Raw genomic sequence first — 26,073 nt, 5'->3', positions numbered from 1 at the left:
ATAGAATCATCCCGCAGGGGTAGAGTGAAAATCTCGGCTTAACCGAGTGTCAAAAATGAAAACGGCGCGTCAGATCAACGCGAACCGCTTACCTTGAATGAAGTCCTGGTACTGACGGGCTTCAGTTTTTACTTTGAACCGGGCATGCACGCTGCCGTCGATCCAGATTTCCCAGGGCAAGCGGTTAAGCTCACCTCTGACCAGTTCCACCGTGCCAACCCGAAAGTCGTCGTGTTGGTAAAGCACCTGGCGGGGACTGTCGACACGGACTATGCAGTGATCCAGTAATGCCGGACCGCCGATATCACCGGGTTCGATCAACAACGGCACTTTGATCGTGCCGGTCGAGCGGCCAATCCAGCCGATGACATCATGTTCATCGAGCCAGGACTGACCGGTTGTTGGATCGCCGTAATACAGCCGAATTTTGCGCCGGCTATGCCGAAGCTGTTCCAACAGCTCGACCACCGATTCCGGTGTGTCGGCGTGATAACAGGTGCCGGAGGCCAAACGCTGATATTGGATGCAATGCCCGGTGCCGAATGTGTGTTCAAAGATTTGTGTCATGATGTTGTCCTCAATGAAAAAACGGAAACATCACGAATCCCCAGCGGGAATAGGACATTCCCGTTTTGGTGGAAAAAAATGAGCGCCGCATCGAATGACTTGGCTAACTCAGGCTTTTACGAATTACGCGTCTGAACAACGCGCGCTATTTGTTTAGGATTTGATTTCGAGCGCTGTTTTTCCCAAGGCTTGCAATGCCAGAGGGATTAACTGATCCAAATCGTCCCAATCGATACTGCCGCCGCCGGCTTCACCTTGTTGATAGGCTTCAACCAATCCCCGGCAAACCCGCATGGCCGCTTGTTCTTTCTTCAATTGCCGTACCGAATGATCCGGTGCCGGCAGCTGTTCAACGGCCACGCATTCCCATACCAAGCTTTCATCGCCCGACTCAAGGTATTCATCCGACAATAACGGTATGGCGGCGGTGTCATCCCAAATGGTGGCGTCATTGAATGCCTGTTCGGCAATCTGTTGTGCCGATTCGGGACACTCCGCGGTGATGCCTACCGACACGCGATGGACATAGTCGATCTCGTAGGACACTACGAATAGTCGATTCATGCCTTCCGGCGTGGCATTGGCTAAGGCTGGTTCTTGGACTGGCGAGTCGGTTTCCGCCGATTCACCCTCGATCAATGCGCTTTCATAAGGCTCGATCTCCTTGTTACAGTCCGGGCAGCGATCGTTACAGCCGCTATCCCATACATCCGCCCATTCGGTTTTGCAGTAAGGGCAGCGGTACTGATTCAAATACCGAACACCTTCAATTTCAGAATGCGAATGGCTAACGCCATTTTCTAATGTTGATGACATGGTCATTGCCTCCAAAAAATCGCAGGAACGATCACCCGGCAGGATGACGTTCCTGCAGGTAAATAACGCTGATTAAAGCCGAAAAACGGCTCGTTCAGCGGGGTTGAATTCGCGTAAAAATCGGTATATGGTGGCTAAAACTCATTAAAAAGCAGAGAAAAAGCCATGATTGACGATATTTTGCGCATTTTTGACTTCCTCAGTCCGAAGCGGACAGAGGAGCTGATTCCAACGAAAAAACCGATGGCTATTCCTGTCGACGAACCACTAAAAGTCGTTCGACATTGCCAACAAATTTTCCAAAAATTGGATGTTTTGGAAGCCGACGTGCTCAATCGGGTTGACGATCCTGAACAAGCCTGGCCGTTTCTAAACAAAATTCGCCAAATACGTCGGGAAACCCAGAACGACCTGTTGTCGTTATTGCCCGAAGGTAGCTGGGTGTTTGCTGATGAATCCAACCAACGCGAGATTCCGGTTCGCAGCATAAATACAGGAACCGGAATCACGCTACGAGTATTCAATGGCGGGCTTGCTGATTAGCCGGTGCGTTGGCATTACCTTTCAGCGCTTCCCTCAATTGAAATACCTGTTGGGCAGTCTTAGCGGATTTGTCGTCCACCAGGGCTGAATCGCCCACTTTTTTAGACCGCCGACGGGGTTTATCCTCGGTTTCCGCCGAGACGATAGTCGGTTTGATTTTCAATAAATCCCGCTCTAGTTTGGCGATTTCAATATCCGCCTCGTAGAGTTTGATCGTTTTCTGTTTGGCTTGATATTGGAGTTCCAAGCGATCCAGCTCGCGATTCGTTTCACGATTGCGACTATGAATTTCCTGACGCACCGAATCTGACATCGCCAACCAATCCACTTCATGACGGATTTGGGGCAAGATCACCGGTAATCGGTTTCGAGCTAGGCGCTTTGCACGAAAGCTGTGAAACGTTTGAGACGCATGTTTCAATGCGCCCAGCAGTTGCAATGCTGTTGCCCAAATCACCCGCAAGGCGAGGATAAACATAGCCAGTAGGATGATGCCGAAAATAAAGTTCATTGAAGTTCCCCTTTGAAAATTTAAGAAAACACTTCGAATGAACAGCGCCCAGTCGGGCGATGGTCGCCCGAAGTGGGATGAATTGCAGACAATTTGCCAGGGCAAACTGCGATTAACATCGGGCTTAACGCACCCGACACGATCACGACTTAACGTGCTCGCCGTCTAAAGACGGAACGCCGACCGAAGTCGGATTCAGCATTCTTTGAAAAGAACGCATGAAATGTCTGTTTGTCGAATGGGCTCCAGGAAGTGAGTGCATTCGACAAACTGCGCTTGCAATCAGCTACCCATAGCCACAATCCAAGGCATTACGCCAAGGATTGGGCTACGGATAATTGACTGGCCGAGACTTAGGCCGCCAACAACACCGCTTTCGAGAGCTCGAACAATTGCGCTCTCAGCTCCTGAAGATCGTTAATGGTGATGGCAATCGGGAACAGATGACTCACATCCAGTCCCAAACCAATGCCGACAGTTTCAATACCGCTATCCCGGCAGCGCTGTAATATATCCAGCGTACTCAAGGTATCGTTGGGTTGGCCATCGGTCATTACCATCAATACCTTGCGCGGTTCCCGGCAACGCAGCAGTGATGCTGCACCAAACCAAATCGCTTCGGTCATCGGCGTACTGCCGGTAGCCGCCAGCGAAAAGGCGCCGGTTCGGGCATTCACGCGTTGTCCATGCTCAAGCAGACGAAAAACCGAGTCATCTTGATGTCCGGGAAACGCGGTGACGCCAGGATTAACCCCCGGAATACTTTCAAATGCCAACGCCAGTGCCAAGGCGGCTTCCAACGCAATCGGCATACGCGATCCGATGGGTTGGCCTTGGCTATCAGTCACCTGGTAACCCATGCTTTCGGATTTATCGAGTAACAGATGTATCGCCGTATTGGGTGCTGGTTTGGCCTGTTTGCACTGAAACACCTTGGTTTCACCCAAGGACAAACGGTGTAAACGCTTGCCATCCATCCGCCGTCCACGACAGGCGTGTTGCGAGCGGTTCATGGTTTGCGATTGCACCAGGCCTTGCAAAGCGGCGCGGATTTTTCCCGATTCGCCTTGCACCTTACGCAGCAAAAACGCACCGGCCCGATCATCCATAGGCGGCTCGTTGCCGCTCGGCATCAACAGTTCCGATACGTTTTCTGCGGCCAACGATAACGATGATTTCAGGGATTCGAACAGATCCTGGTCGATGTCACTGTCAGCAGCGGACAATAAGGTTTGCAAGACGCCTACAGGATCGGCATTCACCGTGCTCTCTTCGTCATCTCCTTGCGGGTCGGATGAAGAATTTTCTGCCTGCGCACTGGGTTCATCGTCAGGATTTTCCGGATTGGAATCATAGTTACCACCGGATTCTGAAGACTGTTCGTCGTCATTATCGGCAGGTAAACGTTGATCGTGTTCCATATCATCCTCGGAATCCGAGCCGTTCGAACCGTTCAAATCTGCAGATACAGCGGCCTGATCCGTATCATCCGGTTCAGGCGGTGTGTCCTCATCGGTCGATGACTGTGCCTGATTACGCTGCCGTTGTTGCTCGAATTCCTGCTCGATCATCGTCAGGATACGGTCGGTCAAGTGCAGACAATCGCTTTCTGACTGCAAACCCTGCGGCACTTCGGACAACAAGCCTTTCACCCGCGTTACGGCACCTTTCGGAAATTTCGCTTTCAGTGCCACTTCCGTTTGCGCGACCAAAGGCAATAAGGCCGTTTGACCCAGTACCCTTGCACGCAAATTTTTCAATACAAAGCTGTACAGAATATTGGCCGGATGATCATCGATACTACTGGCCACAAAGTCGCCTTTGACTATCATCTTTTCAATCACGGTGCGTATCGTCAGCCGTGTCCCCGGAAAGTCCTTGGCCAGTTCGTGCTCAATGCGGACATCTTCAATTGCATTGCATAAGCGCCGGCGTAAGACTGAGTTGCCATAACGCAAACTGAAATCCGAATACCGAATATGTGCAGCTTCATGAGCCAGCAAGCCCCAGGCGTAATCCTGATAATCTGGATCATCACCTTCATAGGCCGGCAGCCAAATGGTTTGGCCATCGGTTTCGGCTTGATCGCCGCCGACACAGACTTTGATGCCGAAGCGATTGCCGATGGCCGCCGCAACGATGGGGAACGCGTTGTGTAAGGTTCTATTTTTCATGGTGTGCTCCAAAAATCAGGGCAAACCATGATCCCAGCGGGACATGAATTTGCCCCAGTGGGTGAATGGTTAAATGGTGTTAGCTCATTCAGAACCAGTAGTCCTGGTCAGATTCGTCCGCCTCCTCATCGTCTCCGGCAGTCACCGTTGCCGGTTCTGCTGAATGCTCAGAAGAGTTGGATTCATCTGCATCGCTGTCGGTCACCAGTTTGGTCTGATTTTTATCCATCAAAACCTCAAGCGCCCAGTCCTCCGATACCGATTCAGGTTCTATTTCATCGTCAAAGATGCCGTCAAACAGATCGGAAAAATCGTGGCTGTCTGAAACGGTTTCAGCGATGACAGTTGTTGCTACTGTTGGTGGCTCTGTCTCCGCGTGTTCGATGACTTCATCATCAACAACGGGTGGTTGAGCTTCCAACAAGCCTTCACCGTGCCGCCGGGTTTTATCCGGATCGGACAACAGCATGGCCGTGGCCAGAATCTCCTGCAAAATACTGCCTTCAATGGCGCCCTTGGTAGGAATTCTCGCCAGTAGATCATCAATCGTGCTGACCACCGGTGCGACTCGATGATCCAGGAAACCTAAACCATCGAGTTTGTCCCGCATGCGGCGAATTGGCCGTAACGCATTGCGCGTCACTTGCTCCTTGCCGAGTAACGATTGCTCGACCAGCAAGTTGGCGTCCACCGCGATTTCATGGAACATCTGTTCGCTCAACGAACCGATTTTGCTTTCCAGTCGTGCGACATCCGCCGGCGGCAAGCTATCGGGTAAACCGACACTGACCACCAGAAAATCAAACGACAACCGCGTCGATACAAACTCCACTGAATCCACCGCTTGCTCGATGATGCCGGCAAATTCCGGATGGCGAACCACCCAGTCAGTCACCGCTGCATCGTAACCGGCAATAAACTCGGTTTTAGCCGCTGCAAAATCTAGCGCGATGCGTTCCAGTTCAGCGGTAATGCTCGAAGCAGACTCAACCGGTACGGCAAAGCCACCCAGAAAGCGAGTGCCGACGCGTAAACAAATGCGTTCGGCTTCTTTCTTCAGGCGGTTAAACACCGTCAACTGGTCAGGATCGAGCAAACGCTTGGAACCTAAGCTGGCTAAGTCCTCCGGCGGCAGTTTGCTACCGTCGGCCAGCACCAGATCTTCTTTTTTCAGTTTCTTGCGGGCACCGTAGATATTGGCTTCGACTTTCACCAAGACCACGCGATCTAAGATCACTTGCGTTTCATGCGACATGGGAACCTCCTAAAGAAAAGAGGCACAACCATCCCGCTGGGGCCGATGTGCCCCTTTCGGGTTAAATGAAAATTACAAACCGGTTAAAACCAGCAGTCGTCCGTGTCGGACATAGCCGCTGCCAGATTTAATCGGGGTTTGAGCAAACCTAAGACTTCAGCGGTTTCTCTGATGCTGTCCAGATCGGTGCCGAAAAATGCCAGCACCTCCTGTTCAGCTTTCAGATCGACCGAGAGGTCTCGGGCGGTTTCGGTGGCAATATCAATCTCCACGCCTTTGAAACCTTGATGCTTGAGAGCCAGTAAAAACAGACATGGCAAAACGCCATGAACCTGCTTGATTTGTCCGCTCAATTCAAAGACTTCGGTATGGGTGGTTGCATCAATCCACTGTTGCCAGCCATCCCAGTCTTGTTCAGGGTTAGACTGCTGATCCGACACGGTTTGAATAGCGCCGATCAGTCGCCTGACCTCGATACCCAAGTCTTCTCGAATTGCCTGTTTTGCACGACATTCGATGGTCCAATACAGCGACTCGACTGGTGGTGTTGGCAGGGGTTCGGGATTAGGATCAGGGCCTTGTGATTGAGTTGCCGAAGTCTTGCCCGGAAACACCACATTACCGTTCACATCAATATCAACTTCGCCGACCAACACATAGCCTTTGGCCTGCTTTTGTCGTTCGATGTCGAGCTGCTTAACGCCGTATCGGTTGCTAATGCCCGGCAAACTATCTGCCGTTTTCCCCCAACGAGTGGTGATCGAACCATCCGAATTACTCCTGACTGCCCAGTCTTTGGAACTGCCGTCACTGTTACGATGACGATATAAATTCCAGGCAGCCATGACTAGACCTGCCAGTCATCGCCGAACACATCCTTGGCGATCCGATGAATCGCTTCGCGTTCGGCGGGTTCGGCACGAAAGGTCAAGGCCCTATCCAGCGAATAGGCCAAGGCATTGGGCGCACTTTTGAAAGTGGCCACCAATGACGCCCAACGCACTAAACCGCGCGTCGATAACGTGACTGATAACATGCCGCCGCCATCCGCACCGCCGATAAACACCTTACGAATCTGGTTGGCCACTTTGATCATGCTTTCGCGTACCGTTTCCGGCATGCTCGGCACCACATCGGCCAACAGTTTCATTTCGTCTTCCGGCTCCGGGTAACCGACTTCCATCAGCCGAAATCGATCCAGAAACGCCAAGTTCTGACGTAACACGCCTTGGTACAAGCCCGATTGATCGCCGCTACCTGCACTATTGCCGGTGGCGACCAAACGAAATTTGGGGTGCGGTGTGATCACATCGCCGGTCTGCGGGATCGTCAAAGGCTTGCCTTCGACGATTTCATTCAGGCCAATCAATTCTGCGGGGTCGATGGCATCGATTTCGTTAATCAACAGCACATGGCCCAGGCGTACTGCCAGGGTCAAAGGACCGTCGATCCACTTCATCGCACCGCCGTCGACCAGCATGTACTGACCCAGCAGATCGTTGAGTTCCAGTCGGCCGTGACCGGTGACCGAATGCACGCCCCAATTAAGACGCGCCGCGACTTGCTCCAACAACGAGGTTTTACCGGAACCGGTGGGCCCCGTCAGGTATAAGCCGTCGCCGTTGTGCGAGCCTAAAAACGCCAACACATCGCGTAAGTGATCCTTGCGAAACACATACGGCTTTTGCGCGGGGACATAGGCGTTTTGTCCGGCCATAAAGCCTTCCACTTTCATGGTGGCCGGTGCAGGAATGCCGAAGGTGTCGGCGATGGAATACGATTGATACATGGTGAGCTCCTCGAGGACTAGCCTCAAATGACAAGGGGCGCACCACCCCGGTGGGGGTAATGAGCCCCATCGGGTGATTTAAACCCTGGCAAACCAGGGCAGATAAAAAAATTAACGCAACTGCATCACACAGTACATCGCCCATTCGGCGCGGGCCAACAGCTCCCGATCCATCAAGCGCAGGATGCGGTGAATGTCGCTTCTCAAACCGGGGTCCGAGATTTGACGGTGCATCTCCAGCAGCAACCGCTTTTTGGCCTGGATGTCGTCGCTATGCGCAACGTTCAACCAGCCGTGCAAGGTTTTCCAAAAGTCGTGATTCATGATGACCTCCTTCAATGATTAAAAGGGGTCACCGAGTCCCGTGCGGGTGATGAACCCCAACGGGACAAACTAAACACACCAGGCTTGACGCACCTGGCACACGAGGCAAACGCTCATGCCGCTTAACAACGGAACGCCGGTCGAAACCGGATTCGGGATTCCACGAAGGGAATGCCTGAACGATGCGAGTTTTGGGTTGGACTTTGTTGAAAGCTCAGCCTAAAACCGACATTGCCGAACTCAATCATGCCGTCAATGAATGAACATCCTGTAACCACTAGGGTTACAGGATGTCTTGAAACGAAACATCAAAACCAAAAGTCCACGCCCGCCAGGTCTTTCAAGGCCTGAGCGTCGAACGGGACTTCGGCGTGTTTACCGTCGTCGTCCCGGCAGGTCACACGGACTCGCGTGGCCGACGGTTTTCGGTAAACTTCCAGCGCCGAGGCCTGAACATCCGGTTGCAAGGCTTGGAGTGCTGCCTTGTAATCGATGGCGCCTTGGCTTTGAAAACGGCTGATACGCAACCCCGAGTGTTCGGCAGCCACGTATTCGCCCATCAGCAACACCAAAGTGTTTTCAATGGCCGCCTGACTATCCTCTAAGGTTTTGAGCTCCGCTTTCAAATCCGCGATTTTCACGGCACTATTGCGATAACTCGCCGCCAGTTGCTGCCACTGCTGCTCAGCATGACCTTTGGGCAAGAACAAATCGCGTTCGGGATCCTTACTCGGTTCCTTTTTCGATTTGACCGCCGACCAGAAATCCATCGCGGTATCGACCAGCCGGGTGAGAAAAGTCTCATCGCGCTGAATCTCGAATTCCACATCCTGGCCTTGGTGGTAGAAAAACAAAAAGCCGCGCTGTGCTTCGGAAACCAGCAATTGTTGCTGGACTTGGCACCAGTAAAGTTGATAGGCATCAGATGCTTCCCGATTCAACACCACATCCAAAAACGTGGTCTCGTGCGGGCATTTGATTTCGACGGGTTCATTCGCTTCGGACAAGCCGTCAAACGAGGCCCGCATCAAAGGATACTTTTCCGACTCGCCGCACAGCGGCAACAACATCAGATCGTGTTTATCCTCGAAACGCTGTAAAGCCTCGGGCTCTTGCTGGATGCCGGCGCGGATCAACGGGTTGTTGTCCAAGTTGGCTTCCAGTACCAGGCCGATTTTCTCGGCCCAGAGCCGCCACGGGGTTTTGTACGGCGAACGATTCATGATGACGGCCGCTTCGCTGGCACTGACGCCTTGTAATCGCCAATGCCGCCATACGTCGGAACGTTGCGATACGTCGACGACCTTCATCGCGAAAATCCGGTCAACTGTACCTGGCAGCCGAAGCGCACCGTCTCGATGCCGAGCTTGTGCAACTGGGTCTGGCAACGCCGGGCCCAATGGCCATCGCCGAACAGCAACAGCAGTTCGTCTTGCGCCGGCAGACACACACCGCCAAAACTCTCGGCCAGTGTCGTCAATTCAGGTCGGCTCAAGGGTTGCGGATTGGGTTCGTTGGCCTGGGGTCGCCACAGACGTTCCAGAAAACCACGGCCGTGACGGCGTAACACCGTGGGTGAATCGTAACGTTGCCAGTCGGTATGACAGGGCACGCGGTTTAATGATTGATCGTTTGTTTTCATGACCTCTCCTTACAAAAAACAAGAGCGTCATCTCCTACCCGGTGGGCGAATCATGACGCCCTCGTGGGTGGTTAAAGAAATTGGAATTGCAGCGCTTCTAAGCCGCGTGACCCAGGGTTTGACGGGCCTGATTCATCGCCATGTCTTTCGCGGACAAGGGTGGCATGCCAGTGTTTTCGGTTTGTTCCAGGGCTTGTGTTGCCTTGGGTTCAACTTGCGATACCTTGTCCAACTCGGCCAACGCAAAGGTCAGGTCGATGCCTTTGAACTTCTGGTGGGCATAGTCGTAGGCTGCTTTCCAGGCACCTGCCGCCTTGGTACGACGTACCAATTCCGCTACGGCCTTTTGCACCTTGGGATGGATTTGCGACAAGTTGATCACCTGAGGCGTGTGCTCGGGTGATTCGGCAAACCGATCCCCTGCATCGCCTTCCCACACAGTCGCTTCGCCATCAATGACGGTAGCGTCGGTGAGGTCGTCGAGCGTTTTGCCATCCATTTCCTCGGCGGCATAGCCGCATTCCTCCGGAAAGGCTGCCCTGAGCGACGCTGCTTTACCGCATTTGGATAATTGCCCCTTGGGGCGTTTGATCCACATGGCGGTCGGCACTTGCGAGTTTTTACCGCCGGCCGTGCTATAAGCCTCCAGCCAGTAGACTTCCTCGGTAAAGGCGCATCGTTTGCCGCCGACGATCCGATACACAGTAACCGCCACCCATTCGGGAAAAGTCACGGTGACACTAGATTCCTGCCATTGCTCGTTGTCGTCCTTATAGCGACCGGTAAAAGTCTTGGTAACATCAGGACCCCAGACGGGCCTATCCATGCCGGCCCAAACACCGGTTCGGGATGCGGTGGTCTGAATTTCCATGATGGACGGCCAGACGGTTTCGACATTGCGGCCTAAAGCGGCACTCCACATCGGCACGATATGCACCGGCTTTTTGAAGATGTCGAGCTTGCGGGCCTTGCAATAATCCAGCGCCATCAGGATGGCTTCCGGTGTTTTGGCTGTCGGGAAGGTCACTTCCGTCAGTACTTTCCAGGACTGTTCCGATAGGCCATAGCTTTGTTGCGCAGTGACCGGCATCGGCAGGTCGCGGGTTTTGGGTAAGTTGTTGCGGTTGTTTTGGCTCATGGTGGGTCTCCTTCAATAAAAAAAGGGAACGCCATTGCCCGCCGGGGAATGGAATTCCCCTTGGGGTTGAAATACCGAAGCCTGAAAAGGATCGGCGGTGTAAACGTTATATCCACGAACGCCAATAATCGGCGCGCCGCGGATTAATGCATAGGCATATCGCTGTAGTCGTCCTCCCAATCGGCATCTTCGGGCGCCGCTGGGGATGATGACGAGCCGCTTGCGGATGCCGATGCATTGGGACGATCCAGCATCTGCAATTCAAAGGCGGCGATTTCGGTACGGTAGCGCTTATCGCCCGCTTGACCCCATTGCTGGGTACGCAAACGGCCTTCGATGTAGATCTGACTGCCTTTGTGCAAATACTGTTCGGCGGTATCAGCGAGTTTTTTGAAAAACACCACCCGATGCCACTCGGTCCGCTCCTGTTTACCGTTTTTGGGATCGTTCCAGATTTCGCTGGTTGCCAAACGGATGGCGACGACTTTGCCGCCGTTATTGGGCATAAAGCGAACGTCCGGATCGGCGCCGAGCCGGCCCAGCAAGATGACTTTGTTCACGCCGCGATTGGCCATGATGACATTCCTCCTGTCGGCCGCGCCCGACTCAACGATAACAATACCCAGCGGCGCGGCGATGGGCATGCCGGCGCCTCGAATCCGAGGGGGAATCGATACGCCCGGCAGGGTTAAACAATTAATACTCACATCAGGCTTGACGCACCTGACACGCCGATGGAAAACCACCGTCGCCGCTTAAAAACGGAACGCCGACCAAAGTCGGATCAAGGCGGCCATGAAAGACCAGCCGAGAAAGTCTGGGGTGAAGCGGAAGGCTGATGGCCAACCATTTCAGTTGGCGGGTATTGAAGCAGAATTATTTTGAAGAGCTTTTGCAGCTGACGCCGAATTCGCCATCAGCTGCGGACAGGTTAAAAAAAATCTGGCTTACGATCACTGCCCATTCGTCCACATCAGGAAACAGTCATGTCCGAAACAGCTCCACAGCCTAAACCAGTCCCGCGCCGCGCTATCAGTCGGCCGATTTTCGAGCGTACGTTTAAGATCAACAGCGAACAAGCCATTCGCGTCATCCGGAACAGCTATCACCGGTTGATGGTGTCCTTGTACGCAATCGACGTGATCCTGCGCATCATCGGCCGGGAAGAAACCGTCGATGAAATCGAAAGCCTTGTCAGTCAGATGATTGCCGAATGCGCGGAGCAACTGCAGCAGGAAAAACTACGGTTGGAAAAACTCAAAGCCGACAACGGCATCACCGAAACGCCTACCTATACCCACCCCAGGGAATTTGTGGCGAAAATCGCTTCGCCGCAGATTGCGCAATTCGTCGAGTTGATTCGTTTACTGGACCAATTGATGATCGTAATGGACACATTGTGGCTATGCCAGGTCATCTCCAACAAGCATTGCATTGAGGCCCGTTATCAATGGCAGCAGCGGTTGCAGAGGCTAGCGAATAAAATTGTGACTATGGAACGGCATGCGCATCAGGCGGCATATGAGCAGGGGCATGGGGAAGAGGTGCGGGCAGCAAGAGAAGAGTCAGGTTTGATGCCAGAGCCAGAAGCGAGGAACACTCAAGATATCCCTCATGGTGCTGACTTTTGAAAATTGATTAGGGGGAATAAGCTAACCGTGTGATGGCTATCTGAGCCAATTCCTTTAATTATCTGGTTGCATGAATCGATAAATCGCTAACCTTAACTATATAATTACAGCGGAGGTATTCTTATGGCAGCTAAATCACAAATCGAATGGACAGAACAAACGTGGAATCCCACAACGGGTTGCACGAAGATTTCACCGGGTTGTAAGCACTGCTATGCTGAAATCATGGCAGGCAGACTGCAAGCTATGAAAGCAAGCGGATATGAGAATGGGTTCCAATTATCCATTTTACCTGAGAGGCTTACTCAGCCTTTGCGCCGTAAGAAACCAACGCTATATTTTGTAAATTCGATGAGTGATTTGTTTCATGAAGGTATTCCTGATCAATTTCTGGATCAGGTGTTTTCGGTTATTCAACAAACGCCCCACCATACCTATCAAATTCTTACAAAGCGCGCTGAACGATTACCTGATTATTTTAGCAAACGTCCATGCCCAGACAATGTCTGGTTAGGCGTGTCAGTTGAAGATCAGAAATATGGTGTGCCACGTATTGATTATTTACGGCGGATCAATGCAAAGACCCGTTTTCTATCAGTCGAGCCTCTGCTTGAAGATTTAGGCGAAATTGATCTGACCGGAATTCATTGGGTCATAGTGGGGGGCGAGTCCGGTCCAAAAGCACGCTTCATGAAATCGGAGTGGGTCGAAAATGTAAAGCAGCAAGCTGACAGCGTGGGGGCCGCCTTTTTCTTTAAACAGTGGGGTGGTTGGGGTGTTGACGGAAAAAAACGGGATAAAAAAGCAAATGGCCGTATGCTAAATGGACGCATTTTTAACGAAATGCCTGTCAATTTATAAGGACTAGAATGGCGAAAAAACACTATGAGTGGAACCCTGACTCACCGGCTGACATAGATCAACACAGCCTAGCCAAGCATGAAATATTACGATCATATTTGGTTAATTATGTACAAACGTTAATTTCAACCCCTTATCAAGAAGAGCTCAAATTAACATTAGTTGATGGCTTTTCAGGCGGCGGCATTTATAAGCACAGCGCTACAAACCAACTTGTTTATGGCTCTCCTATTATTATGCTCGATGCTATTAAAGAGGCTGAATTCTTAATAAACCGCGATCGCCGTAAAAAAATCGTTTTTAAAGTGGACTACTTTTTTATCGATAGCGATAAAAGTGCCTGTGCCTGTTTAAGCAGGGTGTTAATTGACAAAGGCTATGAGAGTTTAATTGGAAAATCCATATTCATTCACCAAGCAACCTTTGATTCTCAGGCAAATAGCATTATCGAATTTGTAAGCAAAAAAAGTACACGCTCTAAAAGGGCTATTTTCCTGCTCGATCAATACGGTTATTCAGATGTACCTACTGACCACATAAGAAAAATCCTGACGTCACTACCCGGTTCAGAAGTCATTCTAAATTTTAATGTTGACTCTTTTATAAATTATGCAAATGACGGACAGTTGACCAAAAATTTACTCAATAAAGCTGGTATTCCGAATGCCCTCAGAGGTCGTTCTATCGCTGATATTAAGCGATCTGAAAAGGACTGGCGTTTTTTTATTCAAAGTTGTTTATATCAAGAGCTAGTCCAGAATTGTGGAGCGCGTTATTACACTCCCTTCTTCATTCGATCATCTGGTGGTCATGGCGATTATTGGTTAGTGCATTTGTCGCAACATCACCGAGCACGGGATGTGATGACGCAAATTCATTGGCAAAAAAATAACTATTTTATCCACTACGGCAGTCCAGGCTTGGACATGTTTCAGATAGTTGGTTATATCCCTGAAAGAGATAGTGCTTATACGGGACAAATGGAGTTGGATTTTTGTTTTGATGATCCTGCTCAAGAAGCCAGTATTGATGCGCTTTCTCATGACATACCGCATCTGGTCTACGCACGAGACGAAGGCATTTCCTTTGGTGAATTATTTGCAACGACCTGCAACAATTCTGCAGCTTCGGCTGAAATTTATAGGGAAGCCATTGGTTGTTTAATTGATTATAAGCAAGTAGAAGTTATTTCAGAGAATGGTGCTAGACGCAAATCACCCAACACCATCCATGATAAAGACCAGATTATTGCACCCCGACAAAGATTGATATTTGAGTTTTCGAATTGATGTCAATCTATAAGTTGTTGTTGATGCTGATTGAGCATATTCCAAGCCGTTGACGAGAATTTAAAGCAGCACTAGAGCGATAATTTCTATCGTCTAATGCTCAAGGTCTGATTGACCATCAGTTTTGGATTGGGGACTTGGATTTGTTAATCGAGGATCATCCTCCCAGCTTTTCGCGCCGTCTTTTAACGCTTGAACTTGGTCGGTGCGTTTTTTCTCGCGCCGTTCAATTTCTTTAACTTCCGACCTTAGTTCGCGTATGTCTTCCAGTTCTAGCCATACCCGGCGTAACAGGAATAAGGAAAGCATCAGGGTGCCAAAAGCGATTGAAAAAATAGCTGGAGTTATCGCTAACCCGCCATCTTTCATAAACATTGGCACGTTTATTATTAAGCTGCATATCCCTAGAACAACCGCGCGAAACCAAAACCATTGCAATCTAAGGCGTATTGCCGACTCTAATCCACGGTGTTGCTTGTAATCGATAGCGGCCAGCTCGGTTAAGTCGTAAAGCTTGTTATAGACAATCATTGAAAATGCCCAAACGATGCCGAGCAAAACCGTCGAATATTTTAAAAAGGAAACCAGAGTCTGATCCGGCAATACGCCCGTAATCCAAAATCCAAAACTAGCGCCCGCCACAATACAAGTTCCTCCCAAGAATAGGGTTCGAAACAGACTTGGATTCCGACGCGAGGCTTGGCTCATGGCTCAACAACTTTTTTCTCAAGCAAATCCAGCAGCCATTGCTGCATTTTTTGAAACAACTCGTTATAGCTCGGTATGCCGTCGTGCGCCTCAATCCGAAGTAGCGATGATAATTTCAATTGATTGCCATCGACCTGACCACCGCCAACCAAATGCAATTTCACTTCATCTCCGTCGATATTACGAATCGCCAAGGCGATATTGTCGAGTAACTCATGAGCTTTCTCTGTGGTTTTCTTTTTGTAACGAATTCGCAAACTGACTTCGATATTGCCGTCCAGCGCATCCGCCAGTTTCATCGAGTCAAGTTGATCGCCCAAAATCTGCCGAACCATGTCCAAACCAATACCCTTGAAGTTGAAAGCAGTATCTTCGATGATTTCTTTGTTTGTGCTCGGCAGGGCGGCCTCAGCTTCAATAAACGGCGCGCCGATTTCCACCTCTTTGACATGCGCGTTGCGTATGCGTTCTTTGGTTGCCGCCGCTATTTGATCAGACAAGCCAACCGCATTACCGGCTGCAACAACCTCGGCTTGCTTCAACAACCAATTGAAATGGGTTTCAATCTGTTTGGAGCCAAGTGCGTTGGATTGAACAACCAGGACATGATTGCCAAATAGCCCGAAATAACAGACACCTTCCAGGAACTCACGACGCTTATTGTCATCGCCTTTCGGTGGCGCAACCTGCTCAATGCTCAAGGTTTCGGCGTCATCGTCTTCGGCAACGATCATTTGCTGCGTACCTCGCTCATACGAGGCGAAAATGCCGAACAGCATGTTGGCATGGATACGGTGATAAATGATCGAGCGAACGTGCCGATTATCCTCTCCCAGTACTTCTTTTCTGTCGCCCATCCGATGAAGCTTCTTCAGCGCCAATTCCATTTTCTCTTGAATGGTCGGAGCGTCCTTCTTATCAAGAAAAACAGCGTGTTTCAGATATACGCGCTTGGTAACGACTTCTCGTGCCATTAGTTCTCCCTAAATTTCATGCTGAGATGACGGCTGGATTATTGAAATACCCGTTCCAGCGTGGCTGGAATCAGGGCTCGATTGGCAGCGCGGATTACTGCATGTTTGTCCTTGAGTGCTTGGTAAGCGTCGAACATTTTTTCAATCCGTTCTTGTTCCTTGAGTGGTGGTAACCATATTTTTCGATGCAATATTTTTTCTGGTTGGATGCGAAGTCTCCTATCACCTACACCCTTACTCGACATCGCAAGCTCTTGCCAATCCTGTTCGGTCAGAAACAAAGTGATTAAAAACTTGGATGTTGCTTTTTCCAGGTCAATATCAAATGTAGGAAATTCATTCGAAACATAGTAGCCATCGAATTCAGGTGGTACCAATGCGTATCCGCCTTCAAATGCGAAGAGACGGCTATAGATAAACTGCCCTTTTTTTATTTGATAAAGTGTTTTTGCACTGGTGCGGCTGCCTTCGATTGGAGGTTTCTCGAATAATCCCTTGGCAAAGCTATAGATACCTATATTTGGGTAGTTTTCATTGGCGTCTACGGTAACCGGAGAGAGGGCTAGCTTAGCGAAATCGCCAATAGCAATTTCTTTCCAACCCATTGACTTACGTTGCTCATCAGATAGATCACGACGGGTTGCCATCAAAATCAATAGCCGAAAAGCATCATTCTCAGCGGCATCCAGATGTTCATTGACTTGCCGGACTTTGTTCGCCAATTGATCGAGGCGTGCGACGATGGTTTGTTGTTTCTCTAACGGGGGTAAATGAATCTGTTGGCTTAGAAAACGATCATCTTTAATCCGAATCCTGTTAGTTGTGCCTTCGCTGGCGGCTTTGCACAGTTCTACAAATTGGGTCGATCGCACTAGCCAACCCATATATGCGGAATCGAGCTTTTCGGCAAATTCGAATGATGGAAAATCGTTACTAACGATTGCACCATCCAATTCCGGGGGAACAATGCCGATCGCACCATTTCGAGCATCAATTTTCGAGAGAATAAGTTGATTGGCTCGAACCACTTGGCGAGATGTTCCTACATCACCGCCTCTTACTCTACCTCTGCTGATAACGCCTTTGCCCCAAAGCCGAATCGTTACTTCATGATATTCAGTATCGAAATCAAGTATTGCGGTCTCATTGCTTCGCCTAAGCAACTCACCTAAAGGAACTATGGGCCACCGACTCATGCTTCACCTTCATTTTTCGAGCCTACCAACCTCCGCGCCTCTAATTCGATCCTCGACCGCTCCAATTCCTCCGCCAACAGCTTCTCATCCGGTAGCACGGTTTGATATTCGGCGGCCAGTACCTTGTTCGGTAGGTTGTCCAAGGCGTAATGGGCTTCTGCGGCGCCTTTGGCGGCGCACAGAATCAGGCCCACCGGCGGGTTTTCGCCGGGCTTCATCCAGTGTTCGCGGGCATAATTCAGGTACAGGTGCATTTGGCCGGCGTCGGCATAGCTGAACTTGCCGACCTTGAGATCGATCACCACCAGACATTTCAGGTGGCGATGGAAAAACAGCAAGTCGATGCGAAACCAGGTATCGTCGAGCCGCAAGCGGCGCTGGCGACCGACAAAGGCAAAGTCGTCGCCCAATTCCAGCAGAAAATCGGCCAAATGCTGGATCAGCGCGTCTTCGAGATCGGATTCCGAGTATTGGTCTTTCAGGTTGAGAAATTCCAGCACGAACGGATCCTTGATAGCTTGTTCCGGCGTGATGGCGTCATCCGGTTCGGCGTGTTCCGCTTGCTCCAGCATAGCCATTTTGTTTATCGATAATGCCGTTCGCTCGTAAAACTGGCTGTTGATCTGCCGATCCAATTGCCGCACCGTCCAGCCGCAACGCAGAGCTTCGGTTTCGTAGAAGCCGCGCGCTTCCGGTTTTTTGACCGAAAGCAAGCGCACGTAAGCCGACCAGGGTAGCGGGAAGGCTTCGGCCAAGGTTGCGAGAGTGAGTAATTGTCCAGACGCTGTCTGGATAATTGGCGTTGAAGATGATTCTGCAGACACTGTCTGCGGATTTAGGGAAGAAATGCCAGACACTGTCTGGCGAATGTTATCCATCGGCCAGGCCAGATAAAACGCCCGCATTTGCTGGAGGTTTTGGCGGCTAAATCCACGGCCAAAACGATTGCATAAATCCAATGCCAACCGCTGAATCAATGCCTCGCCATACGCGGCGCGATCTTCACCGCCTTGTTCGAATTCGACGATGCGGCGGCCAATTTCCCAATAACTGGCGGTCATTAAAGCATTGACGCTACGGGCGGCGGCGCGGCGCGCGTTTTCCAGCAGCTGGACGATGTCGGTATGGATCTCGCCGTAATCGCTGGGCAGTTGACTGGATTCCCTCATTGTTCCACCTCATGCACCAAAGTCTCGATCTCGCCCAATAAACGCATCACTTCGGTTTCGTGGCTGCGCATGCTGGCAATCAGGTCTTTGGGATCGGCATGTTCCAGGCCGGCCTTGGCGTGGGGATTCTTTTGATCGAGATTATAAATCGGCCAGTACAGCGCATCGCCTTCGCTTTGCGAGGCTTTGGCGGCGGCATCGTGGGCTTGTTGTTTGGCTTTCAGGTCGCGCAGATGGGTTTGCAACGCGGCTTTGTCGCCATTGCCGGCGGCGGAGATGGCTTGTTCCTGTTCGCGAATCTGTTTGCCCAGGGCCAGTGCGGTGGTGCGTTCGCTTTCGGCACGTTGCCAGTGGGGTTCGGCGGCGGCAAGGGCATCGGCGCGTTTGCCGGCGAAATTGATTTTCCAAGCTTGCGGGGTTTCCTCGCGGTTGTGCCACCAGTTTAAGGCTGGTTCCAGTTCTTCGAATTGCAAGGGTGCGGTTTTACTGTATTTCTTGCGACCTTCCGGTAGCGGCTGTTCGTAATACCAGATGGTTTCGGTGGGGCCGCCGCGCTCGAAAAACAGCAGGTTGGCTGGAATGTCAGTATAGGGTGCGAACACACCTTGAGGCAGGCGCACGATGGTGTGTAGGTTGAATTCTTTCAGCAGCTCTTCCTTGATAGTGGCGCAAACGCCATCCCCAAATAAAGTGCCGTTGGGCACGACCACGGCGGCGCGACCGCCGCGTTCCGCGCCGAAGCCCGCATAACGCAATTTGCGCATGATAAATTGCAAAAAGAGCAGGGCGGTTTCGGCGGTCTGCATGTTGGCCGGGAAATTGGCTTTGATGCCGGCTTCTTCCTCGCCGCCGAATGGCGGGTTGGTCAGGATGACATCGACGCGTTCACTATGGCCGATTTCAGTGACGCGGCGCTCCAAGGTATTGCCGTAAGCAATTTGCGGGGCTTCCAGTCCGTGTAGCAGCAAGTTCATCTGTACCAGCATATACGGCAGCGGTTTGGCTTCCTGGCCGAACAAGGTTTCCCTCTGGAGTTTTCTTCGATCCTCCGGTGTGATGACTTGTTTTAGCAAATGGTCATAGGACTCCACCAGAAATCCGCCGGTACCGCTCGCCGGGTCGAGTACAGTTTCGCCGAGTTTGGGGTCGGTGACTTGCACCATGAAACGAACTACCGGGCGCGGGGTATAAAATTCGCCGGAATCGCCAGCCGCGTCGCGCATTTCCCGCAGCATCGATTCGTACAGATGCGACAGCGTGTGAATTTCTTCGCTGCTATTGAAATGAATGCCGTTGATCTTGTTGATGATGTCACGCAATAAAAAGCCACTGACCATGCGGTTTTGCACGCCTTTGAACACGTTGGCGATGACTTCGCGCTGACTGCCTTTTTCGCCTTCGCCGGCCAAGCCGCGCAGATAAGCGAACAAGCCTTTGCCGCGTTGACCGTCGGGGCGGATGGTTTCGTCCTGGTTGATGAAAGACAATAATTCTTCGCCAGTCACGCCGTCTTCCCGTGCCGCCCAATCCCGCCAGCGATAAGGCGATTCGACGATGCCTTGATAGCGTTTGCCATCCAGCTCGGCTTCCTGTTCATGCAGGAGCTCCAGGTCGTCGAGGAATTTCAGAAACATGACCCAGGTGAGCAGCGGCAAGCGGTCGACGTCGCCGTTTAAGCCTTTGTCTTTACGCAGGATGTCGCGCGCCGATTTGATCAATGCGGACAGTTGTTGTGCGGTGGTTAGCTGAGTATTTACGGTTTTTTTAGGTTTGACCATGCAAAGAATGAATAATTATTGGTAGATGGCGGACTGTAATTGCGACACAGCCGCTTTCAGGCCCTGAATGCCGCCGAAATGGCGGTTGGCGATTTCCGTGGGGGTGCCGTATTGTTCGAACGGCTGAACTTTCATCAATTCGGATAAGGCGTTGAATTGGCTAATGCCGCGCTCGATGTATTTATCCAGCATCAGCGCGAGGATTTCGCGGGCCGTTTCGCTGTGCTGGCTGAATAGATTCTGGGCCGATTTGCGGGCTTGCTCGGCACGTTGCCGGCGGGTCAACAACGGCGCATTCCAAGCCAGATTGCAAAGCAAATCGAAGGGATCGGCATCCGGCAAGTCGGACGATGCGGCGAGTTCTTCGAAGCTGATGCCACGTTCGGTGAGTTCGCGTAGCAAGTCGCTACGGGTATCCGGGTTGGCCCAGTCGCGCTGAAATTCATGGCTGCCGGGATACATCGAACGCACCGCGCGGCCGGAATATTCGGTGTAACGCACGACTTGTAGCTTCTTGCCGTCGGTATCCAGATCGTAGACTAGATGGCCGATGACTTCGACTGTGCCACCATCGACATAGAATTTACGCGGTTCGGGCGGCGGATCGGTGATGATTTCACCTTCGCCGTCTACGGCATTGTCTTCGTCAGGTTGGTATTCACCCGGTGTTTCCTGGACTTCGTTGTCGATGATCTCGACCGTGGTATCGATAATTTCGCCTTCTTCATCGATGGTGACTTCTTCGATACGTGCAGGATCGCCGTCAAAGTCCGGATCGGCAAAATGCCGCGTCGCCGTGCCGGTGAAATCGATGATGTTGAAATATTCCTTGCCGTAATCGACCTTCAGGCGCGTGCCACGGCCGACGATTTGCTTGAATTCGGAGCGAGAGCCTACCACGCGAGCCAACACCACGTTCTTGACCATTTCGGCATCGACGCCGGTGGTGAGGAGTTGCGAGGTGGTCAGGATGGCGGGCGTGGGTTTGTCGATATCCTGGAAATGGGCCAGATGGGTCAGGCCGATAGCGCCTTCGTCGGCGGTGACGCGGCAGACGTAATCAGGGTATTGCTTGACCAAATCGCTATTGAGATTGAGCAGTTCCTGGCGCATTTCCGAGGCGTGTTCCTGATCGACGCAAAACACCAAGGTTTTGGCAAAGCGGTCAGTGCCTTTCAAAAAATCGGTGAGATGCTTGGCCATGGCGCGAGTTCTTGCGCGTAAGGCAATCACCCGTTCAAAATCCTTGGTCTGATATTCATCATCCGGTACTGGGCGACCGAAACGATCCAGTTCGTCTTTCGAGGGTCGCCAACCCGCGGCATCGACGGTGGTAATCACGCGATGTATCCGATATGGCGCCAGAAAACCGTCTTCGATGCCTTGACGCAAACTGTAGGTGTAGACCGGGTTGCCGAAATACTCGTAGCTATCGCGAGAATCTTCCCGTAGCGGAGTTGCTGTCATCCCGACTTGAACAGCCGGTTGGAAATAATCCAGCACCGCCCGCCAACTGCTGTCATTTCGGCTGGAGCCGCGATGGCACTCATCGATGATGATCAAATCGAAAAAGTCCGGACGGTACTGACGAAAAACATCGCTATAAGGATTGGTCAGTGCCTGGTAAATGCCGAAATACATTTCCCGGCCCTGGCTGACATCGTTGCCGGAAATTTTGAAGCGGGCATCGCCGAACGGGGCAAACATCTTGGCCATGGGATCGTCGACCAGGATGTTGCGGTCGGCGAGAAACAGAATTTTGGGTCGTCGATATTCGCCGGTTCTGTTCCAGCGGCTATTCCACAACTTCCAGCACAATTGAAACGCCACGCAGGTTTTACCGGTACCGGTGGCCATGGTAGTCAGGATGCGATTTTGTCCGAGTAAAATCGCTTCGATGATGCGGTTAATGGCAATGACCTGGTAGTAGCGGGGAATCTTGCCCGACACCAAATTAAAGGGTTCCAGCAATTGGTTACTGGCTGTTTCAGACAGCGAAGAGGAGGCGGTTAGGCGGTGCCAGAGGTCATCAGGACTTGGGTATTGGGCGATTAGCTTTTCGGTGCCGGTAGTGTAGTCGATCTCAATAATTTGCCGACCGTTGGTGGCGTATGCGAATTTCAGACCCAGGATTTCGGCATATTCGCGGGCTTGCTGGACGCCGGTTTCGGCGGGAAAGCTAATACTTTTAACTTCGACGACGGCTAGCGGGAAATCGCGCCGGTAGTACAGCAGATAATCGGCACGTTTTTGTTGACCGCGGCGCACTTTGCCACCGGTGACAAAGATCCTGCCATTGGTGAAACTGCGTTGTTCGCCGATTGAATGGGGTGAGATTGACCATCCAGCTTGAACCAATTTTGGGGTAACAAATTCGCGACTGGTATCTGCCTCGGTCATGATCGTATCGCGTTTGGTGTCCCTGTCCATTTAGCTGTTTCCCGATTAAATACCTAGCGGTTATGATGGGGTATAGGTCAAATACTGGAATATTAGCAGCTAAGCGGCTGAACTCATAAGTATTCGCTATCCTGGGAAGTAGTAATCGGGCTTTCTGGTTACAATTGCCCCGTGTAACCTAAGCCACGGGCACTAACAAAATCGCAATTTAACCGCTTTTTATAAACAGGAAATAACATACATGAACAAATCCGATCTCATCGACGCCATTGCCAGCCACGCCAATCTAACTAAAGCCGACGCCGGTCGCGCACTGGACGGTATCACCCAATCGATCCAAGCTGCTCTGAAATCCAGTGATTCCGTGGCGTTGGTGGGCTTTGGCACCTTTGAAGTGAAAGAACGCGCCGAGCGTGCTGGCCGCAATCCACAAACAGGCGAAGCCATTACGATTGCCGCTGCCAAATTGCCATCCTTCAAAGCCGGCAAAGGCTTGAAAGACGCGGTTCAGTAAGTTGCATGCCGCATCACTGCGGCCCCATTCCCCAGCCTTCCAGTTCCGACTGCCGTTTGACCGTGGGTACGTCCAATTCGGTCATCCGGCCTTGGGTGCGGGTCAAGGTATCTTGTCGGCCACTGGAGGCCGCACCGTATTTCTGCGGATTGAGTCGGCTGCCTGTGCCGGTGAGTTGATCCAGATTGAGCATAGATGCAGCATTGGCAGCGCTCGGCAAATGCCCGGTCTGAGCCAGAATCGCCAACCATTCGTCCAGATTGACCTGGGTCCAATCCACGCGGTCCAGATCCGAGACTTTGATGCCGGTACAACTGGGATTTTCCTGCGTGCCGAAATCCATGCTCAGCTGCGGTTTGATTTGTTCGTTGAGGATGCGTGCTAGCGGCGAGTTGTAACAGCAGTAGCTTTCCTTGCGCACCCAACACACGCCAGCCACCTTGCTCTCGCAATAGGTACCGAGGTCCGTGCAGACCTTCAGTTGTTTCTTCGCTGCGAGTTCGTACTCCGGTTCTTCGCAGGAATAGACGATCTGGATAATCATGATGATGATCATGACCACCGTATAAGCCGTCATCAAGGTACTGAGCAACTCGCCTGCGACCGCGGCACCGCCGCCCAACTCGACGCCACCCGATTCCGCTGCCGGGGTCAAATTGCCCGCCGAATCGAACGCAGCCTGACCGCCAGCGCTGAACAAGGCATTGCCGGCCGCTTCGCCAAAGGTCTGGCCTATCCATTCCGCCACGGACTTCATTAATTCACCTTTGAGTGAATCCAGTAAACCTTGCGAGGCAACATCGCTGGTACTGAGCATGTCGGTGCCGACCAAGTCATTCACCGTCGATGCAAAATCCGCCTGAAAACTGTTCCAGGCATCGCCAGCCAAGGTGAACGGGGTGCGCATGGTTTCCCAGGCGCCTCGAATCGCCGAGGTACTGTCCATGGCCATGACAGCGCCGTCCATCTGACTGGTGGCGATCAGCAGATCAATGTAACGTCCCAGCCCCATCGCACCCGAGGGCGTTTCGCAGCAATCGACCAGACTGAGAGCGCCGCCGACCATTTTGCAACTGGCGGGTTTACCCTGGAATACCTGACAGGTGGTCGGATCCTTCTGCTGCAGATCGGCGTTGGCATAGTCACAATGCAAATCCATCGCCATTTGTTGGGCGCTATTGAGTAAGGCGACCGCCTTGCTGAAATCCTGGCTCTGGGTGCGGTTCATGGTGATGCAATCTTCCCCCATACACCGAATCGGCCCGGCACATTGCTGTTGGGTGTTGCTTTGAATGCCGGGAATGCCCACCGTTTGCCCGCAGTCATAAGTATCGACGCTGTCCCAGCAGGTGCCGGAGGCCAACACACTGGTACATTGGCTTTTGATGAACGAGCAGCCTTGCGTTTCCAACGACGCACAGGTCTTGTTGGGTATCCCGCTCGCCGGCGGTTCTAAACAGTGGGTGCCGGCGGTATCGGTCCAGCATTGGCCATACTGATTCAAATCGCAGCGTCCAGAGGACTGGATATTCATACAGGTATTACGAATCCCGGTCGAACTGGCCACTGGGGCTTGGGCCAAATCCGAGCCGCAGACCATGACTTGCGAAGTCGGATCGACGTAACAACCCGACGCATTGGCCGGATCGTTCGTGCAACTCAATTGGCTGCCGGCTTGGCAAATGCCGTCAGTAATCGCATTGGCTAAGTTTTGGCAATTCGGACCGCTCCAACTCCATTGGTCCTGGGTGATCAGTTTCGACAAATCATAGCGGAGCCGAATCCTGGAATAACCCTCACCATTACCACCAACCATGGTTTCCTGTTTGAAGACTTTGTTGCCCGTACTGTTGAAGGCATAGGTGACGTCGCGATTGGGATGGTCGACCCAGCTATTGCTGAGCTCACATGAGCCACCCCAGCCGGTGGAACCGGTATAGATCAGATTCCCGCCGTAATAGACGCGGGCATGGTCATCGAACTCGACATCTTCCAGCGTGGCACTGATGATGGCTTCCGGGTGCAGGACGTTGTAAGTCACTTCCCAGTTGAATATGCCGCAGCCGGCTGACCAATAGTTATCGCCCACACGCCCGACGTACAAATCCATGCAGCCAGAACCACAGCTGGACATGCCTCCGTTACCGGAGACAAAACTCAGCAATGTTTCGACGTTAACTTGATGGGTGGCAGTACAACTTTGCGGTACCGTCGGTTGGCGCAGACACAACTGATAGTCGGGGATACGGACCGAATGGCTGGTCTCGGTTTGCGTGGTCATGGTGGTACAGTCCGAAAACGACTGCGCCCAGGGCGTGAAATTGGCAAACACCTGATCACCGGCAGTCCAGACTGCATCGTTGTGTAAATCCGGATGCGACTGGTGGGCGTTGTCGATCAAGGTGCGATAGGCTTCGCCGGTGAAGCTGGATTCGCCGTTCAAGGCGGTCTGCGCGTTCAACCCCGCCGCCAGTGTGCCGGGGTTGTTGCCATAGAGATCGGCAAACTCCTGGGCCGTGGTCGTAGCGCTGTTAGTATCCGGAAACAAGGTGCCAATCGATATGGCACTTTCCTGAGCAGTCCCCGGATTCAAGGTTAGCGTGCCGTTGCCGGTATCGAGCGGAAACGCAAAACCATCGAGGACTTGCTGACCGAGTTGTTGGCCATCACGCCCGGCCGCCTGAATCGCATCGGCCCAGGACACACCAAACGGTGTCCAGGCCAGCGTGACGCACAGCACCGCTGACAGGATTTGCGTAACAAATGTTTGGGGATCAAAGAATTGTCTCATCGC

At 52.0% G+C, this 26,073-nt stretch carries 24 protein-coding genes; 5 read left to right on the top strand and 19 right to left on the bottom strand.

Annotated features, from left to right (window positions below; translation table 11 throughout):
• Positions 1 to 69 precede the first annotated feature (69 nt).
• Together G006_RS0103720 and G006_RS26880 are read right to left on the bottom strand one after the other, a co-directional pair.
• Positions 70 to 567, bottom strand: coding sequence for a hypothetical protein (locus tag G006_RS0103720; RefSeq protein ID WP_020481820.1), 498 nt, complete (start codon positions 565 to 567; stop codon positions 70 to 72).
• Between the two features lie 153 nt (positions 568 to 720).
• A complete protein-coding gene (locus G006_RS26880; protein ID WP_020481819.1) occupies positions 721 to 1,383 on the bottom strand; it encodes a hypothetical protein in 663 nt (220 codons plus the stop codon).
• Between the two features lie 165 nt (positions 1,384 to 1,548).
• Here G006_RS26880 and G006_RS0103710 point away from each other — a divergent pair, with 165 nt between their 5' ends.
• Positions 1,549 to 1,926, top strand: a complete 378-nt coding sequence (locus G006_RS0103710; RefSeq protein WP_020481818.1) for a hypothetical protein — start codon at positions 1,549 to 1,551, stop codon at positions 1,924 to 1,926.
• Here the strand turns inward: G006_RS0103710 and G006_RS0103705 are convergent.
• The 10 genes from G006_RS0103705 to ssb all read right to left on the bottom strand — a co-directional run bounded on the left by G006_RS0103705 (position 1,904) and on the right by ssb (position 11,466).
• Positions 1,904 to 2,437 (bottom strand): hypothetical protein, encoded by a 534-nt coding sequence (locus G006_RS0103705; protein WP_020481817.1) that lies wholly within the window; start codon positions 2,435 to 2,437, stop codon positions 1,904 to 1,906. The genes G006_RS0103710 and G006_RS0103705 overlap by 23 nt on opposite strands.
• 353 nt (positions 2,438 to 2,790) lie before the next feature.
• Positions 2,791 to 4,611 (bottom strand): VWA domain-containing protein, encoded by a 1,821-nt coding sequence (locus tag G006_RS0103700; RefSeq protein WP_020481816.1) that lies wholly within the window; start codon positions 4,609 to 4,611, stop codon positions 2,791 to 2,793.
• Positions 4,612 to 4,699: 88 nt separating this feature from the next.
• Entirely contained in the window at positions 4,700 to 5,866 is a 1,167-nt protein-coding gene (locus G006_RS0103695) for a DUF3150 domain-containing protein (protein ID WP_020481815.1), read from the bottom strand.
• An 83-nt stretch (positions 5,867 to 5,949) separates the two neighbouring features.
• Positions 5,950 to 6,711, bottom strand: a complete 762-nt coding sequence (locus tag G006_RS0103690; protein ID WP_020481814.1) for a hypothetical protein — start codon at positions 6,709 to 6,711, stop codon at positions 5,950 to 5,952.
• A gap of 2 nt (positions 6,712 to 6,713) precedes the next feature.
• Positions 6,714 to 7,655: an AAA family ATPase gene (locus tag G006_RS0103685; protein ID WP_020481813.1), complete on the bottom strand. Its 942-nt coding sequence runs from the start codon at positions 7,653 to 7,655 to the stop codon at positions 6,714 to 6,716.
• Positions 7,656 to 7,766: 111 nt separating this feature from the next.
• A complete protein-coding gene (locus G006_RS0103680; RefSeq protein ID WP_020481812.1) occupies positions 7,767 to 7,979 on the bottom strand; it encodes a hypothetical protein in 213 nt (70 codons plus the stop codon).
• A gap of 308 nt (positions 7,980 to 8,287) precedes the next feature.
• Positions 8,288 to 9,289 carry a YqaJ viral recombinase family nuclease gene (locus G006_RS0103670; RefSeq protein WP_020481811.1) on the bottom strand — a complete coding sequence of 334 codons (1,002 nt, stop codon included), beginning with the start codon at positions 9,287 to 9,289 and terminating at the stop codon, positions 8,288 to 8,290.
• Positions 9,286 to 9,621, bottom strand: a complete 336-nt coding sequence (locus tag G006_RS0103665) for a hypothetical protein (RefSeq protein ID WP_020481810.1) — start codon at positions 9,619 to 9,621, stop codon at positions 9,286 to 9,288. Before G006_RS0103665 ends, G006_RS0103670 begins: the two co-directional genes overlap by 4 nt.
• Positions 9,622 to 9,718: 97 nt before the next feature.
• The gene (gene bet / locus G006_RS0103660; protein ID WP_020481809.1) at positions 9,719 to 10,759 is read right to left on the bottom strand and encodes a phage recombination protein Bet; all 1,041 of its coding nucleotides are present in this window, start codon (positions 10,757 to 10,759) and stop codon (positions 9,719 to 9,721) included.
• A 143-nt stretch (positions 10,760 to 10,902) separates the two neighbouring features.
• Positions 10,903 to 11,466, bottom strand: coding sequence for a single-stranded DNA-binding protein (gene ssb / locus G006_RS0103655; protein ID WP_442785758.1), 564 nt, complete (start codon positions 11,464 to 11,466; stop codon positions 10,903 to 10,905).
• 279 nt (positions 11,467 to 11,745) lie between these two features.
• On the opposite strand from ssb, the gene G006_RS24880 reads away from it, so the two are divergent.
• The 3 genes from G006_RS24880 (at position 11,746) to G006_RS0103640 (ending at position 14,540) form a co-directional block, all read left to right on the top strand.
• Positions 11,746 to 12,390 carry a hypothetical protein gene (locus G006_RS24880; protein WP_020481807.1) on the top strand — a complete coding sequence of 215 codons (645 nt, stop codon included), beginning with the start codon at positions 11,746 to 11,748 and terminating at the stop codon, positions 12,388 to 12,390.
• Between the two features lie 123 nt (positions 12,391 to 12,513).
• A complete protein-coding gene (locus G006_RS0103645; RefSeq protein WP_020481806.1) occupies positions 12,514 to 13,251 on the top strand; it encodes a DUF5131 family protein in 738 nt (245 codons plus the stop codon).
• Positions 13,252 to 13,259: 8 nt separating this feature from the next.
• A complete protein-coding gene (locus G006_RS0103640) occupies positions 13,260 to 14,540 on the top strand; it encodes a three-Cys-motif partner protein TcmP (protein WP_020481805.1) in 1,281 nt (426 codons plus the stop codon).
• 93 nt (positions 14,541 to 14,633) lie between these two features.
• Here the strand turns inward: G006_RS0103640 and G006_RS0103635 are convergent, their stop codons facing one another.
• The 6 genes from G006_RS0103635 to hsdR form a co-directional block, all read right to left on the bottom strand.
• Positions 14,634 to 15,182, bottom strand: a complete 549-nt coding sequence (locus tag G006_RS0103635; RefSeq protein WP_020481804.1) for a hypothetical protein — start codon at positions 15,180 to 15,182, stop codon at positions 14,634 to 14,636.
• Positions 15,183 to 15,244: 62 nt separating this feature from the next.
• Entirely contained in the window at positions 15,245 to 16,222 is a 978-nt protein-coding gene (locus tag G006_RS0103630; protein ID WP_020481803.1) for a hypothetical protein, read from the bottom strand.
• Between the two features lie 38 nt (positions 16,223 to 16,260).
• Positions 16,261 to 17,418: a restriction endonuclease subunit S gene (locus G006_RS0103625; RefSeq protein ID WP_020481802.1), complete on the bottom strand. Its 1,158-nt coding sequence runs from the start codon at positions 17,416 to 17,418 to the stop codon at positions 16,261 to 16,263.
• Positions 17,415 to 18,587 (bottom strand): PDDEXK nuclease domain-containing protein, encoded by a 1,173-nt coding sequence (locus tag G006_RS0103620; protein ID WP_020481801.1) that lies wholly within the window; start codon positions 18,585 to 18,587, stop codon positions 17,415 to 17,417. Before G006_RS0103620 ends, G006_RS0103625 begins: the two co-directional genes overlap by 4 nt.
• Complete coding sequence (locus tag G006_RS0103615; RefSeq protein ID WP_020481800.1) at positions 18,584 to 20,365, bottom strand: class I SAM-dependent DNA methyltransferase; 1,782 nt, start codon at positions 20,363 to 20,365, stop codon at positions 18,584 to 18,586. Before G006_RS0103615 ends, G006_RS0103620 begins: the two co-directional genes overlap by 4 nt.
• Positions 20,366 to 20,380: 15 nt before the next feature.
• Positions 20,381 to 22,795 (bottom strand): EcoAI/FtnUII family type I restriction enzme subunit R, encoded by a 2,415-nt coding sequence (hsdR, locus tag G006_RS0103610; protein ID WP_020481799.1) that lies wholly within the window; start codon positions 22,793 to 22,795, stop codon positions 20,381 to 20,383.
• 211 nt (positions 22,796 to 23,006) lie between these two features.
• Between hsdR and G006_RS0103605 the strand changes: the two genes are divergently transcribed.
• Positions 23,007 to 23,279 carry an HU family DNA-binding protein gene (locus tag G006_RS0103605; protein WP_020481798.1) on the top strand — a complete coding sequence of 91 codons (273 nt, stop codon included), beginning with the start codon at positions 23,007 to 23,009 and terminating at the stop codon, positions 23,277 to 23,279.
• A 13-nt stretch (positions 23,280 to 23,292) separates the two neighbouring features.
• On the opposite strand, the gene traN is transcribed toward G006_RS0103605, so the two are convergent.
• On the bottom strand, positions 23,293 to 26,070 hold the full coding sequence (gene traN / locus G006_RS0103600; RefSeq protein ID WP_020481797.1) for a conjugal transfer mating pair stabilization protein TraN: 2,778 nt from the start codon (positions 26,068 to 26,070) through the stop codon (positions 23,293 to 23,295).
• Between the last annotated feature and the right edge of the window lie 3 nt (positions 26,071 to 26,073).

It is taken from the genome of Methylomonas sp. MK1 (genome assembly GCF_000365425.1).
Classification (GTDB): Bacteria; Pseudomonadota; Gammaproteobacteria; order Methylococcales; family Methylomonadaceae; genus Methylomonas.
Note: the sequence above shows the minus strand (reverse complement) of the source record. Positions and strands in the feature narration are given on the sequence as shown.